Annotated in this window: 14 protein-coding genes; 7 read left to right on the top strand and 7 right to left on the bottom strand. The window is 63.3% G+C overall.

Annotation, left to right across the window (positions count from 1 at the left end; genetic code table 11):
• Positions 1 to 432: 432 nt before the first annotated feature.
• Positions 433 to 1,353: a DMT family transporter gene (locus M0D67_RS32300; protein ID WP_266241017.1), complete on the bottom strand. Its 921-nt coding sequence runs from the start codon at positions 1,351 to 1,353 to the stop codon at positions 433 to 435.
• A gap of 114 nt (positions 1,354 to 1,467) precedes the next feature.
• On the opposite strand from M0D67_RS32300, the gene M0D67_RS32295 reads away from it, so the two are divergent.
• Complete coding sequence (locus M0D67_RS32295; RefSeq protein ID WP_154565775.1) at positions 1,468 to 2,343, top strand: LysR family transcriptional regulator; 876 nt, start codon at positions 1,468 to 1,470, stop codon at positions 2,341 to 2,343.
• A 9-nt stretch (positions 2,344 to 2,352) separates the two neighbouring features.
• On the opposite strand, the gene M0D67_RS32290 is transcribed toward M0D67_RS32295, so the two are convergent.
• The 6 genes from M0D67_RS32290 to M0D67_RS32265 form a co-directional block, all read right to left on the bottom strand.
• Positions 2,353 to 3,411 (bottom strand): ABC transporter ATP-binding protein, encoded by a 1,059-nt coding sequence (locus M0D67_RS32290; RefSeq protein WP_154565774.1) that lies wholly within the window; start codon positions 3,409 to 3,411, stop codon positions 2,353 to 2,355.
• 39 nt (positions 3,412 to 3,450) lie between these two features.
• Positions 3,451 to 5,055, bottom strand: a complete 1,605-nt coding sequence (locus M0D67_RS32285) for an iron ABC transporter permease (RefSeq protein WP_266241016.1) — start codon at positions 5,053 to 5,055, stop codon at positions 3,451 to 3,453.
• A complete protein-coding gene (locus tag M0D67_RS32280) occupies positions 5,056 to 6,087 on the bottom strand; it encodes an iron ABC transporter substrate-binding protein (RefSeq protein ID WP_266241015.1) in 1,032 nt (343 codons plus the stop codon).
• Between the two features lie 93 nt (positions 6,088 to 6,180).
• The gene (locus tag M0D67_RS32275) at positions 6,181 to 7,569 is read right to left on the bottom strand and encodes a Dyp-type peroxidase (RefSeq protein WP_266241014.1); all 1,389 of its coding nucleotides are present in this window, start codon (positions 7,567 to 7,569) and stop codon (positions 6,181 to 6,183) included.
• Between the two features lie 85 nt (positions 7,570 to 7,654).
• The gene (locus M0D67_RS32270; RefSeq protein ID WP_266241013.1) at positions 7,655 to 8,806 is read right to left on the bottom strand and encodes a hypothetical protein; all 1,152 of its coding nucleotides are present in this window, start codon (positions 8,804 to 8,806) and stop codon (positions 7,655 to 7,657) included.
• Positions 8,807 to 8,906: 100 nt separating this feature from the next.
• The gene (locus M0D67_RS32265) at positions 8,907 to 10,430 is read right to left on the bottom strand and encodes a carbohydrate porin (RefSeq protein WP_266241012.1); all 1,524 of its coding nucleotides are present in this window, start codon (positions 10,428 to 10,430) and stop codon (positions 8,907 to 8,909) included.
• A 399-nt stretch (positions 10,431 to 10,829) separates the two neighbouring features.
• Here M0D67_RS32265 and M0D67_RS32260 point away from each other — a divergent pair, with 399 nt between their 5' ends.
• From M0D67_RS32260 to M0D67_RS32235, 6 genes are all read left to right on the top strand, one after another.
• A complete protein-coding gene (locus tag M0D67_RS32260) occupies positions 10,830 to 11,669 on the top strand; it encodes an arylamine N-acetyltransferase (protein WP_266241011.1) in 840 nt (279 codons plus the stop codon).
• 51 nt (positions 11,670 to 11,720) lie between these two features.
• Positions 11,721 to 12,401 (top strand): isoprenylcysteine carboxylmethyltransferase family protein, encoded by a 681-nt coding sequence (locus tag M0D67_RS32255; RefSeq protein ID WP_266241010.1) that lies wholly within the window; start codon positions 11,721 to 11,723, stop codon positions 12,399 to 12,401.
• Between the two features lie 290 nt (positions 12,402 to 12,691).
• Positions 12,692 to 13,552, top strand: a complete 861-nt coding sequence (locus M0D67_RS32250) for a transporter substrate-binding domain-containing protein (protein WP_168436033.1) — start codon at positions 12,692 to 12,694, stop codon at positions 13,550 to 13,552.
• 93 nt (positions 13,553 to 13,645) lie between these two features.
• Positions 13,646 to 14,368: an ABC transporter permease gene (locus M0D67_RS32245; RefSeq protein ID WP_154567712.1), complete on the top strand. Its 723-nt coding sequence runs from the start codon at positions 13,646 to 13,648 to the stop codon at positions 14,366 to 14,368.
• A 15-nt stretch (positions 14,369 to 14,383) separates the two neighbouring features.
• Positions 14,384 to 15,139, top strand: a complete 756-nt coding sequence (locus M0D67_RS32240) for an ABC transporter permease (protein WP_154567711.1) — start codon at positions 14,384 to 14,386, stop codon at positions 15,137 to 15,139.
• 34 nt (positions 15,140 to 15,173) lie between these two features.
• Entirely contained in the window at positions 15,174 to 15,965 is a 792-nt protein-coding gene (locus M0D67_RS32235; protein WP_028197383.1) for an ABC transporter ATP-binding protein, read from the top strand.
• The last annotated feature ends 11 nt before the right edge of the window (positions 15,966 to 15,976 follow it).

Below are 15,976 nucleotides of genomic sequence, written 5' to 3'. Positions count from 1 at the left end.
GCGCCAGACGTGCGCAAAGAAGGCGCAAGCAGGCGCGCACGGCCAGGCAAAGGGCGTGTGGTCAGTCAGGCGAGACGAAGTGGTGATTTCCCCTGTTGCTGTTGAATGAATTCGAAAGTCGAAACGGCCGGGGCGCCGTGCGTCAACGCAAGATGCGCTGGCGTGACATCGGCTGCCTCGGAATGGCATGTCGATGTGGGGATGGGAAGTGCAGCAGAAGCCGGATCAGTGCCCGGCTTGTAATATCTGGAAAGTATAAACGAGAACGATTCTCGATTGTGCGAAATGAATGGAAAATGCGGGGTTTTTGCAGGGATTTTTTTCGGCGAAATGAAAGCCGATGCCCCGAACGCGAACTGTCACCCGGTGACGGTAAGCGGCGCGCGACCGGCGTGCAACCCGTCCGGCGCCGCCGGCCCTACTGCTCAAAGCTCAATCGGCGTGACGCCGTGCGCGGGCGCCGGGGCGCAACATCGAAAGTAGCGGCCAGCCGAGATTCACGCCCAGACTTGCGATGACGATCAATGCCATACCCGCGAGTTGCGGCAGCGACAGCGCTCGCCCGTACACAACCGCATCGACCACGATCGCCGTCAGCGGATAGACGAATAGCAGCACGGCGATGATCGGCGTGGTCAGTTTCGGTAGCGCGCCGTAGATCAGCACGTATGACAACCCCGTATGCAGCACGCCCATGCCGACCAGCCAGAACCACTGCATCGGCCCGATATGCACGGCGGTAAGCGGCGCAATGAAGGGCAGGCACACCACGCCGACCGCGCATTGCGCGAGCGTCAGCAGATGCGGTCGCAGACTGCCGAGTCCCTTGGCGATCAGCGTGACGCTCGCATACAGCACCGAACCTGCCAATGCTTCTCCGATACCGATCAGATAGCTTGTATGTCCCTGCAGATTCACGGTGGCCGCGACGCCCGAAGCCAAAACTAGCCCGACGAACGCGGTTGCGATCCAGCCGAGCCGGTCGGCGCCGAGGCGCTCGTTGAACAGCGCCGCGCCCATCAGCACGACCCAGAACGGCTGCACATGAAACACCACGGTCGCCACCGCAATGCTGGTGCGATGGATTGCGTCGAAGAAACCGACCCACTGCGTGACCATCAACACGCCGGAGATCAGCGCGAGCGCGACGGTGCGCCGCGTGAAATGCGCGCGTGTGAAGAAACCTTTCCACGCGCAATACGCCGCGAGCGAGAGGAAGCCGAACAGGCAGCGAAAGAACACCAGCGTCAGCGCGCCGAGCCGCGCTTCCTCGACGAAGATGCCGAGCGTGCCCATCAGAAGCCCGCCGCTGGCCAGCGTAATGGCGCCTTGTTGACGTTGGGTGAGGGACATGCGAAGCGGCTCCGGAAGTGGGTCACATAAGGTGGAGTCACGAGTATCGCGCGGCTTGCGCGGCATGGACAAACGAATTAAATTGAGTAATTCCATAAGCTGGATTGATAAATCATGCACCCCGAATTCGACGTCGATTTGCTGCGCACCTTCGTCGCGGTGGTGGAAACGGGCAGCTTCACGAAGGCTTCGACGACCGTGCATCGCTCGCAGGCGGCAGTCAGCATGCAGATCAAGCGGCTCGAAACCATGCTCGGCACCACGCTGTTCGCCCGCAATACGCGCAATCTCTCGCTCACGCGGCCCGGCAATACGCTGCTCGAATACGCGCGGCGCGTGCTGGCGTTGCATGAGGAGGCGTGGTCGGCGATCGTGCGGCCCGAGGTGACCGGGCGCGTGGTGCTGGGCGCACCGGACGACTACGTGTCGTCGCTGCTGTCGCCGGTATTGCGGCGTTTTTCGAATCTGTATCCGCACGTGGAGATCGAGATCGTCTGCGCGCAGAGCACGTCGCTCGCGCCGATGCTGGCGGACAACAAGATCGATCTCGCCTTCGTTACGCGTGACCGAAAATTGCGCGGCGAGTTCGTGCGCAGCGAGCCGATGGTGTGGGTAGGGGCGTCGGTGGATACGCCGGTGCTGGCGGCGTCGCCTTTGCCAGTTGGGCTTTACGAGCCGGGTTGTGTCGCGCGCCAGCACACGCTGGCTGCGCTGGACGGCGCGCATATCCGCTATCGGGCGGCGTTTAGCAGCGCCAGTCTGATGGGTTTAGTGGCGACGGTGGACGCGGGGCTGTCGGTGATCGCACTCACGCGATGCAGCGTGCCGCCGCGGCTGGCGATTCTCGGCGAAGCGCAAGGCTTGCCGAAGATCGCGCCGCTGGAAATCGTGGTGGCGCGTAGCGCCAAATCGGACCGGCCCACGTGCGATTATCTGGCCGCGCAGATGGTGCAGGATTTGTCGCTGCGCCCGCAAACGCGCGGGGCTTAACCGCGCCGCTCAACTACGCGGATAAGCCGTCACTTCACCATCCACCGCAAGCCGCACGTGTTCGCCCGGCCGCGGCGACAGATAACCCGGCACGCGAGCGCGCACCACGGTCCGCGCGCCGGACTGCAATTGCAGCGCGACGCCCGCGTCCTGCCCCTGAAAGATCACCTCCTGCACGACGGCGTCATAGGACGCCACGCCATTCGGCATCGTTTCTTCAGCACGCAGCAGACGGATCTGTTCAGGCCGCACCATCACATCGACTGCGCCATTGCCCATCGGCTCGCACAGCGCCAAGTCGCCGAGCTCGCAGTCGACGCGATCGTGCTTGACGACGCCCGGCAACAACACCGCTTCACCGACGAACGACGCGAGTTCACGCGTCACCGGCCGGCGGTACAGCGTCTCCGGCGTGGCGGTCTGGATCAGCCGGCCGTTCCACAGCACCGCAACCTCGTGACCGAGCGACAGCGCTTCCGATTGATCGTGCGTGACAAGGACCGCCGTTGCGCCCGTCGCGGCCAGGGCGCTTGCCACCGCTTGCCGCGTTTCGAGCCGCAAGGCGGCGTCGAGCGAGGAGAAAGGTTCGTCGAGCATCACCAGCGTCGGCGACGGCGCGAGCGCGCGAGCCAACGCCACACGCTGCTGCTGACCGCCCGATAACTGCTGCGGCGCGCGAGCGCCGAAGTTCGCGGGCAAGCCGACCAGCTCCAGCAATTCAGCCACCCGATGACGTGCGCGCCGCTGCGTCCGCGGCAAGCCGAACACGATGTTGTCCGCCACGGACAGATGCGGAAACAGCGCACCTTCCTGCGGCACATAGCCGATGTGGCGCTGCTCGGAAGGCACATGCAGGTTGTCGCCAGCAACGAGGCGGCCGTCGATTTCGACGCTGCCACGATCCGCGCGTTCGAAGCCGCACAACAGCCGCAGCAAGGTGGTCTTGCCGCTGCCGGACGGTCCGAGCAGCGCGAGCAGCGTGCCGCGTTCGACGGAGAGATCGATGCCGTGCAGCACCGGATGGCCGTCGAACGATTTTTGCAGGCCGCGGATACGAAGTTCGCTCATGAAAATCCGATGGAAAAAGCGGGCGAGGGCGCGCGACGTTCAGCTGCGCTCGCCGAGTAATGCCGATTTGCCGAGCAATGCGAACAGGAGGCCGGAGGCGAACAGCGAAATGCCGGTGAGCAACGCCGCATAGGGCGCGGCGGCGGCGAACGCCATTGTCGACGTGTCGGCCCAGACCTGGGTCGCGAGTGTTTGCGTGTCGATGGGAGAGAGCAGCAGCGTCGCATTCAGCTCGGTGACGACCGAAATGAACACCATCGCCGCGGCCGCGCCGAGTCCAGGGCCCGCGAGCGGCAACACCACGCGGAACAGGGTCTGCGACCAGGTCAGGCCGAGTGCGCGCGCAGTCTCTTCAAGACGTGGCTGCGCCTGCATGAAGGCGGCGCGCACGCTCACCAGTGCCACCGGCATGAACAGCATCGCGTAAGCGATCACCAGCAGCGTCGCGCTTTGATAAAGCGGTTGCAGTGCATGCACCGCGAGCGACACGATGGCCAGCGCGATCACCAGCCCGGGTATGCCTTGTGCCAGAAACACGGTGCGTTCGAACAGCGTCGCGAAACGCGTCGGATAGCGCACCAGCAGGAACGCGAGCGGCACCACCAGTAGCGTGGTCAGCAATGCGGCGGCGAGCCCGAAACCGAGCGACGAGATCGTCGCGTTGAACAGCAGTTCGGGCGACACGTCAGCCGGGGTGACGGCGGCCGCGCCCGGTTGCGTAAGCCAGAAGCCGATCATGCCGAGCGGCACACCGAGCGTTGCGATCGCAAGCGCGGCAAAACCGGCGACGACGACCCAACGCCACGCGCCGAGGTCGTAGCGCAACACCGCGCGACGTGTGCCGCGATCGACGCGTTCATAACGCGCCGCGCCGCGTACCCGAAACTCGAAGGCCAGCACGACGAGGCAGATCACGATCAGCAGGCACGCGAGCAGCGAAGCACCACCGCCGTCGAAACTGGTGCGGTATTCCGCGTAGATTTGCGTGGTGAAGGTGCGAAAGCGCAGCAGCGTAAACGCGCCAAATTCAGACAGCACGCCGAGTGCCACCAGCAGCATGCCGCCGAGCAGCGCAGGGCGCAGTTGCGGCAGCACGACGCGAATGAACGTGGTCCAGCGGTTGCAGCCGAGCGCGCGCGCGCTTTCTTCGAGCGCCGGGTCCATGCTGCGCAACGCCGCGGCCACCGGAAGATAAACGAGCGGGAAATACGCGGAGCTCAGCACCAGCAATGCGCCGTTGAAGTCTTGCAAATCCAGGCTCAGCGACACCCAGGCATAGCTCGAGATGAAGGCCGGCATCGCAAGTGGCGCGGCAGCGAGCACGGCCCAGATGCGCCGCCCCGGCAAATGCGTGCGTTCGACAAACCAGGCGGCCGCCGTGCCGACGGCAGCGCAGACGAGCGTGGTCGATACGGTGATCAGCAGCGTGTTGACCAGCAGTTCGCCGACGAGTGGCCGGAAGATCAGATCGACCGCCTCGCCGATACCGAAGCTCGCGGCGCGCCAGAAGGTAAACGCAATCGGCAGCAACACCAGCAAAGCGCTGAGTGCTGCTGCCGCGAACAAACCGCGCGGCGCGCGCGAATGGGCGCGCGCCGGGGCGGGGGTTACAACCGGAGGCCCGGCTGACACGGCATCGCTCATTTACAGTAAGCCTGCCTGGCGCAGCAACTTGCCTGCCTGGCTGTCGTCGCCGAGTTGCTGGATCGTCAGCGCCGGTGGATTCAGTTCAGCGAAGGGCTTGAGGATCGGGTCCGGCGCGACACCTGCGTGCAGCGGATATTCGAACATGACGTGGCTGTTCGCCATCAACTTTTGCGCGCGTTCGCCGACCAGATAGGCGAGAAACTTCTGCGCGCCGTCCGTGTTGTGCGCGGACTTCAGCACTGCCGCGCCCGACACGTTCACCAGCGCGCCGACGTCGCCGTTGCCGAAGTGATGAACCGCGCTGCGGGTTTTCGCGTCGCCGAGTTCGGCGTGCAGACGGTCCCAGTAGTAGTTGTTGATCACACCGGTAGCCACGCCGCCACGATTGACCGCGGCGACCACGCCTTCTTCGTCGTCGAAAATCTGCGCGTTGGCTTTCAGGCCCTTCAGCCATTGCACGGTTTGCGCTTCGCCCTTCAGCGCGAGTACGGCGCTCACGAGCGGCAGGAAGTCGGCGTCGCTCGGTGCAATGCCGACCTTACCTTTCCATTCTGGCTTGGCCAGGTCGATCAGCGATTGCGGCAGTTGCGATGCTTGCAGCTTGGTCGTGTTGTAGGCCAGCACGCTTTCACGCGCGGTCACGCCGACCCATGCGCCGGTCGGCGAGTTGAAACGCGCCGGCACGGCAGCGAGGGTCGAACCGTCGACCTTGTTCAAGAGGCCTTTCTCTTCGAGCAGCGTCAGCTCGGGCGAATTTTCCGTGAAATACACGTCGGCGGGCGTCGCTGCACCTTCCGCGACGATTTGCGCGGCCATCGCCGGGCCTTCGCCGTTGCGGATCTTCACCGAAATGCCCGACTGCTTTTCGAAGTCCTTGGCGAGCAGATTGACGACCTGCTCGTGCTGCGCGTTGTAGAGCGTGATCGACGCAGCGTGGGCCGTCGACGGTACGGTCGCGAAGGCGGCCAGCGTGAGGGCGGCAGCGCTGCTGACGAGGCGCAGGCGAGTGCCAAACCAGGAATGAGCCATGATCCTAAAATCCGTTAGTGATGTTGTTGGTCTTTGATGCGCCGCCTGCCTCGCGGCCGGCGGCTTGCTTTGCGACTTACTTCGTGGCTTGCATTACGTCTCGAACAATCCCGCGCCGATATACGAACCCGGCTTCGCGCCCGGCGGCACCGCGAACACCGCGCTGCCTACGTGCGTCGTGAACTGGTTCATCATGTCGAACTTCGCGAGCTTGTCGTTGATCGGAATGAAGCCGGTACGCGGGTCGCTCTGGTGAGCCACGAAAATCAGCCCCGCGTCGTACTCGGTTTCCTGACGCCACGGCGGCCAGCGCTCGATGTAGAAGTTCGTGCCGTCGTTGTACGAATAGGAGCGGCGCAGAATCTGCGCGCCGTTGTTGCTCGCCTGATTCGACAGACGCACATGCGAGTTCTCCGGAATCACCGGATTGCCGTCCTTGTCCTCTTCCTTCAGGTCCACGGCGTCGAACTCGTTTTTCTTGCCGATCGGCGCGCCGCTATATTTGTGACGGCCGAACACCTGCTCCTGGAAGTCGACTTCAGTGTTGTCCCAGTGTTCGAGCGTGATGCGGATGCGCCGTACCACGGTGTAGGTGCCGCCTTCCATCCAGGGCGCGTCGGCGGTGGCGCCGGCCCAGACGAATTCGTTCATCAACTGTGGTTTTGCGGTCGACGGATTGTTGGTGCCGTCCTTGAAGCCCATCAGATTGCGCGGCGTCTGACCGCGCGGACCGGACAGGAAACCGGCCTGGCCCCAACGCATCGCTGCGGTGCCGTACGCGAGACGCGCCAATTGCCGGACCGCGTGAAACGCGACCTGCTGATCGTTCGCGCAGGCCTGGATGTACAGGTCGCCGCCGGTTTTTTCGGCGATGAGCTGGTCGCCGTTGAAGCGCGGCAGATCGACGAGCGCGGCGGGGCGGCGCGAGGCGAGGCCGTAGCGGTCCTTGCCGTCCTTCGTGAACAGACCCGGGCCGAAACCGAACGTGATCGTCAGGCCGCATGGGCCGAGGCCGAGCACGTCGCCGGAATCGGGCGCGGCTTTGGTGTTGGTCGGGCTGTAGGCTGTGTCGTTGGCCTTGGCATCGGACTTCGTGCCGACCTGCGTATCAATCTTTGTGTCTGCCAGTGCTGTTTTGGCCGCGGCGCCGGTCGGCAGCGGTGCGGCTGTGGCGCCTTGCGTCAGGCGCGCGGCAGCGTCGGTCCAGGCACGCAGCAGCGCGATCACGTCTTCGCGTTTCTCGGTCGTCAGATCGAGCGCGGCAACGTACGTGTGACTCTGCTGGGGCGTGACGATGCCGCCTTGATGCAAGCCGTAGAACGGCTCGACCGCCGTCTGCGGATCGGCACCGTGCGCCGGCGTCTTGCCGAGCGCGGCCTGGGCGACGCCGGTCGCACCGAGGCTCGCGCCCGCTGCGACCGCCGCACTGCCGGCCCTCAGAAAACCGCGCCGAGAGGGCCGCGGGGGTTGATCGTTTGCCATGGTTCCTTCACCTTCATTTGGCCGTGGGGAATGCCTGGGTTGCGTTCCGGCTCGTTGGCCGGATCTGCGTCCGTCTTTGCTGCGTCTACTTCGCGAGCACCAGGGTGTTCACGTCGTCCTGCACGTAGTAGAAACCGTCGCCTTCAGGCGTCATCGCGAGACCGAACAGGTCGCCGTTGCCCGGGGGCGATTGCGCCTTGTCGGTGTCGATCCAGCGTGCGTAGATCTGCTTGCCGCTGGCCGGATCGATTTCGACGATCTGGCCGTTCAGCGCGTTCGTGACGAGCAGGTGGCCGTTCGGCGCGGTGACCATTGCAAGCGGGCGATGCAGCAGACCGTCGGCGGTCAGTTGGCGGCCCACGCCTGCGCTGGTGTCGCGCGTCATCGGTTCGTCGATTTCGGTGATGCGGTTGCCGATTGCATCGGACACGTACAGCAGTTTCTGATCGTTCGAGAGCGCGAGTCCGGTCGGGCCGACGAGGAACACGCCCTTATCGGCCTGTGCGCCGAAGCCGCTGCCCACCACGGTTTCCTTCTTGACGACGGGAGCCTTGCCGGCCGGCACGTCGAGGTCCAGACGCAGCACGGTGGCCTGCTTGAACACCGGCGGATTGCCGTTCGCACCGCCCACGCCGAAGCCGGCGTTGCTGACGAACAGCGTCGCGCTGGTGCCGTTATCGACGACCGCCATGTTGCCCCACGGATCGTTGATATTCGGGCTGCTGATGGCCGATGCAACCTTGCCGTTCGGATCGATCACGATCAGGCAGCCGGCGCCCTTGGTGCCGGTGGTGCCGTCATTGCTCGGCGTGCTGCCGACGATCACGTAGCCCGACTTGAGCATCGTCATCGCGGTCGACAGGCCGATGCCGCCCGGGCATTCCTTCAGATCGCGCGGCACCGTGGCGAACACCGTCATCTCCTTGGTGTCCGGGTGATAGTTGATGATCGTGCTGCCGGTACCCTGCAGATTGGTCGAGTTATTGAAGTTGCCGACCAGGACGTCACCTTGCTTGACGGTGCCTGCCGTCACCGGAGCGACCACCACCGCGTACGGATTCTGGTCGCCGTTCCCCGGCACGGTGTTGATCAGCGTGGTGTGATGCTTGACGGTTTCGAGGAAACCTTGCGGTTCGGCGTGCGCGAGGCCGGCCGTCGCGAATGCGGCCGTGCTGACTGCGGCGGCGATCAGGGCGCGCGCGGCGCGCGGCGAAAACTTGCGCGTGGGATTGTTCATGAGTGAGCCTCGGTGCCTGCGCACAAAGCGGTAGTTGCGGTCATGATCGAAAGCATGGGATTCGATGGGTCTTGAGCGTGTGTGGTGATGGCGAACGGCATCAGAACGTAATGTTGGTCCGCACGCCGATGACGAACGTGTTGCGCAGCGGCTGCGTCGGATCGCTCGGGTTCTGGCCGGCGCCGGCATTGAACGTATATTGAGCGTCGGCCTGCAGTTGCCACCACGGGTTGACCTGATACTGGTAGGTCGCTTCGAGCGTGGTTTCGCTGGTGCGCACGCCGTAGGGGCCGCCGCTGAATGCCAGGTTATCCTGATCAAGACCATTCGCGTGGTTGCCGATCTTGATGTAGGTGAGCGCGATGCCGGCGCTGTCGTTGTCGCGACCGACGAACGGCGCCTTCAGCACGATGCCGAGGTTGGCCGCGACGCTCACCAGATTGCGGTCGCCGGGCGCGCCCATCACGCGCGCGAAGACGTTGAGGCTGCGCGGCGAGTCCGGATCCGGGCGCCAGATCATCTGGTCGGCAACCGCGTAGAAGCTATAGTCGCCGTGATGATTCTGCGCGACGCCGGTCGTCGCCGGGTTCGCGAGCGAGAGGCCGGTGTTGTCGAAGCGCTGATCGGCGAAGCTGCCGTTGTTGTACCAGACGCCGAGCTTGTAGGTGCCGGGCAAACCGCCGCCGCCCGCACTGACCATTTCGCCGTCGGCCGGCTGGTTGATCGCGTACTGCAACTCGCCGATGAACAGCGTGCCGTTGTGCAGGTTGAAGTTGGTGCCGCTCTTGTTGTTCGGGTTGTTGCCGAGCGGATCGCCGTCGAATACGCCGGCGAGCGCCGTTAACGAAGGCGTGATCTGTCCGCGCACGCGCACGCCGAGGTCGGCCAGCGGATAAGCGGGACCGCCGGACGGCATGTCGTAGGACGGCAGGGCAGGCCAGCCGAACATCGTGTTCACGAACAGCGCTGAATTCGTGCTGGTGATGAATTCCTGGTCGATACTTTGCTGACCGACCTTCACGTCGATGCGCTTGTTCAGGAACGACTGCTGGTACCACAGTTCCCACAGGCGGGTCGTGTCCTGAGCTTCGATGCCGCTGGCCGTATTCAGCGTGCCGAGCTTGTTGGCGCTGAGGTTGGCCCCGTGGATCTGTAAGGCGCTGACGTTGAACAGGCCGCCCGGCAAACCGAACGCCTTTTGCGTGTCCATCTGCACGGTCGCCGTGGTCAGGCCATCGTAGTCCGCGCCGCGCGCGAGACCGCCGCGGACATTGGCGAGCACTTCGCTGGTTTCCGTGAGCGTGAACGTCACGCCGTATTTGCCCAGCCAGGGGCGCAGACCGCCGATGTCGCCGAGCATCGTCGGGCGATTCCAGAACCCGGTCCACTGATTCGTCTGCGTCGCCTTGATGTTCAGGTCGGCTTCGGGCGCTTCCGGCGCGGCATCGGGATTGGCTTCCGCCATGGCCGCGCCGGCGGTCAACGAGGCCCACGCGAAAGCCGCGCAAAGCGCGGCGCGGCGCAAGGAAGGCAAACGCGAACGACGCGTGGCGCCGCCGCGCATGGCGGAGTCGTGAAGCGAACGCGCCTGAATGGCGGGCTCGACGGACTGAGCGAACTTCATCGAAATCCTTATTTGTGTTGTATCGACTGATCTGACTATCGCGGCGCTACGTCACCAGGTGCCTGCGATGTGCCGCATCGGTTCGCGACGCCTGATGCGGCAGATGGCGAGATCGTACGCATGCGGAATAGGTGCGTCAACACAAATGAGAACGATTCGTATCAATATTACTGGCGTGTAATTTTTAGCTTTACGTACTGCTGCTAAAGGTTCTTTGTATGTAAATTAAATGGAATACAAACGTAATGATTTAGTATGGTTGTGGCCATGTCGAACCGGTTCCGGAGCCCGGATTCGGGGCAGGGAACAAAAGAAGCTATGATCATCTTCCGAAGCCGCGCCGCAGTGCGAAAGCCTTAAGTGCTGCCTGGCGCCCAAAACCATACCGGGACGACACCGATGTCACACACAGTGAATCTGGAAAACTATTTCACCCGCATCGGCTACAAAGGACCTCGCGCGGCGACGCTGGAAGTGCTCCAGGAACTCCACAAGCTGCATCCCAGAGCGATCCCCTTCGAGAACCTGAATCCGCTCACACACCGTGCGGTAAAACTGGATCTCGAATCAGTCGAACAAAAGCTGATCGCGCAAAAACGTGGCGGCTATTGCTTCGAGCAGAACGCACTCTTCGCGAACGTCCTGACGCAGTTAGGCTTCGACATAACGCCCCTGCTGGGCCGAGTCCTTTGGGGCCGCGAATCCGGAGCGATCCCCCCTCGCACGCACATGGTGTTGCGCGTCGACATCAAAGACGAAGCCTGGATCGCCGATGTCGGTTTCGGCAGCATGACGTTGACGGCACCGCTGCGCCTGATCGCCGGCACCGCGCAGCCGACGCAACTCGGCACGTTCCGCCTCGCCGATGCATCGAACGACGCGCTCTACCTCGACGTCCAATCCCGCGATGACACGTGGGCCCGTGTCTACCGTTTCGACCTGCACCCGGTCGAGTGGATCGATTACGAGACCTCGAACTGGTACACCTCGACCGCACCGGATTCGATCTTCCTGAATCATCTGATCGTTTGCCGGGTCCTGGCAGAGTCGCGGCTGACCTTGCGCAACGACCAACTGAACGAACGCGCCGCGGACGGCCAGATCATCAGCGAGCGGCAGCTAAAAAGCGCGGACGAACTCGCAACCTGCCTTCGCGATCAATTCGGTCTGAACACGGGCGACATCGACATGGCAGACGTTTTCGGGCGCGTGCGCTCACCCGCGACGGCCTCCGTCTGAGACAGCCGCGTATAGCGAACTTCAACAACCACCAGCGGGCACGAACCAGCCATGATCACGCGCCTTGTCCTGCAAACAGCAGCCTGGCTGGTATGCATGGGCGCGCTGCTGTTCGGCGCCGCGGGTACGCTCGCGTGGCCTGCCGGCTGGTGGTATCTGATCGAGACCGGCGGGCTGAGTTTGTGGGTCGGTTTCTGGCTGGCGCGCCACGATCCCGGTCTGCTTGCCGAGCGTCTCGCGCCGATCGTTCAGGCGCAACAAAGTCGCTGGGACAGTTTCTTTATGGTGGCCGTGGCGGTGATGTGGAGCGCCTGGCTCGTCCTGATGGCGCTCGATGCAATGCGCTACCGCTGGTCGGCGCCGCTGCCGGTATGGCTGGTGAGTTTCGGCTCGCTCAGTATCTTCGTCTGCATTTTCATGTGCCTGATCGTGTTCCGGGCGAATAGCTATGCCGCGCCCGTCGTGAAGATCCAGGCAAGCCGCGGTCATAAAGTCATCGACACCGGCCCCTACGCCTTAGTCCGTCATCCGATGTACTCGGCCGCGCTGCTGTTGTTCATCGGCACTCCCTTGCTGCTCGGCTCGTGGTGGGGGCTTGCCTGCGTGCCGTTGCTGGTGATCGGCATTGGCTGGCGCGCGGTGCGCGAGGAGCGCGTGCTGGCAGCGCAACTCGAGGGCTACACCGCCTACACCACGCGCGTGCGTTATCGCTTCGTGCCGTTCATCTGGTAGGGCGCGCTGCGCGCCAACTCGAAGCGCGTTCGCTCTTCTCACACCAACCTGTCTAGACAAAACGCACCACGCTGGCGCAGCCGGCGGTGACCGGCGCACCGTCTTTGCCCTTTCAAAACTCCCTTAAAAGCCTTATTACACGGTCGCGCATAGGGGCTTACCCGATGATTTCGGCGATTTCGAAAAAATCCTCTTGCGATGGCTTTTTGACTCATGCAAGCTTGTCTATACAAATTAGACGGCAGTTAAAAACCCAGCTTGGCGGTTTCCTCAATCAAAGGAGTTTCGACGTGAAAGTGAAGCGCACGACGTTAGCAAAAGCATTGATGGGCGCCGTACTCGGCGCCGCGACGATTTTCGCTGCACCGGTGCAGGCCAAAGACTGGAAGACGGTGACGATCGCGCTGGAAGGCGGTTATGCCCCATGGAACCTGACCTTGCCGGGCGGCAAGCTGGGCGGCTTCGAACCTGAGCTGGTCGCCAATCTGTGCGAGCGCATCAAGCTCCAGTGCAACCTCGTGGCGCAAGACTGGGACGGCATGATCCCCGGTCTGCAGGCCGGCAAGTTCGACGTCCTGATGGACGCGATCTCGATCACGCCGGAACGCGAAAAAATCATCGCCTTCTCGAAGCCGTACGCCGCCACGCCGGCCACGTTCGCCGTGACTGACGCGAAAGTGCTGCCCAAGGCCGCACCGACCGCAGCCGTCGTCAAGCTGTCGGGCGATCCGAAGACCGATCAACCCACCGTCGACGCTTTGCGCAAGCAACTGAAGGGCAAGACCATCGGCATTCAGTCGGGCACGGTCTACACCAAGTTCATCAACGACGGCTTCAAGGACGTCGCCACGATCCGCGTCTACAAAACCTCGCCTGAGCGCGACCTCGATCTGGCCAACGGCCGCATCGACGCCTCGTTCGACGACGTGACCTACTACGCCGCCAACGTCGACAAGAAAGAGACTGCGTCGATCATCATGGCCGGCCCGAAGATCGGCGGCCCGATCTGGGGTCCGGGTGAAGGTCTCGCGTTCCGTAAGCAGGACGCCGACCTGAAAGCGAAGTTCGATACCGCGATCAGCGCCGCGCTTGCCGATGGCACCGTCAAGAAACTCTCCGCCAAGTGGTTCAAGACCGACGTCACGCCTTGATTCGCCTGAGCGTTCAGAGGTAACGGTAGGCGCGGCGTGAAAAACCGCGCCTGTCGGCTGGTTCGATCCGCCGTAATGGATGAGGGGTAGGGAATGGCTCTGATAGAGATGCTCGGCTTCGGGCAGGAAGGCTGGGGCGGCGTGTTGCTGCTCGCAGCGTTGATGACGGTCGCGCTTACGCTGGCGGCGCTCGCTGTCGGCGCCGTGTTCGGCGCGCTGGTAGCGGCGGCCAAGCTGTCGCGCTTTCGCACGCTGCGCGTGATCGGCGACCTGTACACCACTGTGTTTCGCGGCGTACCTGAGCTGCTCGTCATCTATCTGTTCTATTTCGGCGGCTCGACGCTCGTGACCACGATTGGTCAATGGTTCGGCGCGGACGGCTTTGTCGGCGTGCCGCCGTTCGTGGTCGGCGCGCTCGCGGTCGGCATGATTTCCGGCGCGTATCAGGCCGAGGTGTATCGCTCGGCGGTGCTCGCGGTATCGCGCGGCGAACTCGAAGCAGCGCGTTCGATCGGCATGCCCACCATGACGATGGCGCGCCGCATTCTGATTCCGCAAGTGCTGCGTTTCGCCTTGCCCGGCATCGGCAATGTCTGGCAATTGAGCCTGAAAGACTCGGCGTTGATTTCGGTCACGGGGCTGGCCGAACTGCTGCGCGCTAGCCAGGTGGCGGCGGGTTCGACGCATCAGTACTTCACGTTCTTCGTGGTGGGCGGCGCGCTGTATCTGCTGATGACCAGCATCTCGAACCGGGTCTTCAACCACGCCGAAGCGCGCGTGGGCCGATCCTTCAAGCGCAACTTCGCGCGCAACTGACGAGGACCGGACATCATGCATTTCGACTTCGATTTTCTGCTCGACACGCTGCGGCAACTGATCGCGGCCGTGCCGACCACGCTCGGGCTGTTCTTCTGCTCGTTGATTCTCGGCGGCTTGCTTTCGCTCGTGATCGTCACGATGCGCGTGTCGCCGCACTGGCTGCCGAACCGTTTCGCGCGTGCCTATATCCTCGTGTTCCGCGGCTCGCCGCTGTTGATCCAGATGTTCCTCGTCTACTACGGCATGGGCCAGTTCGGCGTGATTCGCGAGAGCTTCCTGTGGCCGGTGTTGCGCGAGCCGTACATGTGCGCGGTTTTATCCCTGGCGCTGTGCACCGCCGGATATACCGCTGAGATTATCCGCGGGGGGTTGATGGCCGTGCCGGTCGGTCAGATCGAAGCGGGTTATTCGATCGGCCTGTCGGGTTTCGCGCTGCTGCGCCGCGTGATCGGTCCGATTGCGCTGCGTCAGTGTCTGCCCGCGTATTCGACCGAGGCCGTGCTGCTCGTCAAATCGACCGCGCTCGCGAGTCTCGTCACCGTGTGGGAAGTGACCGGCGTCGCGCAGCAGATCATTCAGCAAACGTATCGCACCACGGAAGTATTCATCTGCGCCGCGCTGATCTATCTGTTCCTGAATTTCGTCATCGTGCGTTTGCTCGGCTTCCTCGAGACGCGCCTGTCGCGCCATCTGCGTGCGGCGCCCGCACAAAGCTCGCCGAGCCGGCCGGTTTCGTCCACGACCGAAGCACGCCGCGCCGCGCCCTGAACGATCGCATATCTTGCAGAATCTGGAGAATCCCATGAACGCTACGGCACCTGTTGCACTGTCGGTCAAGAACATCCATAAGTCGTTCGGCGACCATCACGTGCTCAAAGGCATTTCGCTCGACGCCCATCAAGGCGACGTGATTTCGATTCTCGGCGCGAGCGGCTCCGGCAAGAGCACCTTTCTGCGCTGCCTGAATCTGCTTGAAACGCCGGATGACGGTTCGGTGGCACTCGGCGGCGAAGAGCTGAAAATGAAGCGGCGCGGCGACGGCAAGCTGCAACCGAGCGACCGCCGCCAGGTGGACCGGGTGCGCTCGCAACTCGGGATGGTGTTTCAGAACTTCAATCTCTGGTCGCATATGACCGTGCTGGAGAATCTGATCGAAGGGCCGATGCGCGTGCAAAAGCGCAGCCGTGCCGAATCGGTTGAAGAAGCGGAAGCGCTGCTGGCAAAAGTCGGTCTTGCGGAAAAGCGTGGCCACTATCCCGCACATCTGTCCGGCGGTCAGCAGCAGCGCGTGGCGATCGCGCGCGCTTTGGCGATGCATCCCAAAGTGATGCTGTTCGATGAGCCGACTTCGGCGCTCGATCCCGAACTGGTCGGCGAAGTGCTGCGCGTGATGCGCTCGCTCGCCGAAGAGGGCCGCACGATGCTGGTCGTCACGCACGAAATGGGTTTCGCGCGCCATGTGTCGAATCGCGTGATGTTCCTGCATCAAGGTCAGGTGGAAGCCGACGGCACGCCGGACGAAGTGTTCGTCGAATGCAAGTCGGACCGTTTCCGCCAATTCGTGTCGAGCCACCAGGACCGCACGACTAACTAATCGATCAGCGT

The sequence above is a fragment of the Paraburkholderia sp. SECH4 genome (genome assembly GCF_030511745.1).
GTDB classification, from domain to species: Bacteria; Pseudomonadota; Gammaproteobacteria; order Burkholderiales; family Burkholderiaceae; genus Paraburkholderia; species Paraburkholderia madseniana.
The sequence above is the reverse complement of the archived record's forward strand: the minus strand, read 5'-3'. Positions and strand labels throughout refer to the sequence as shown.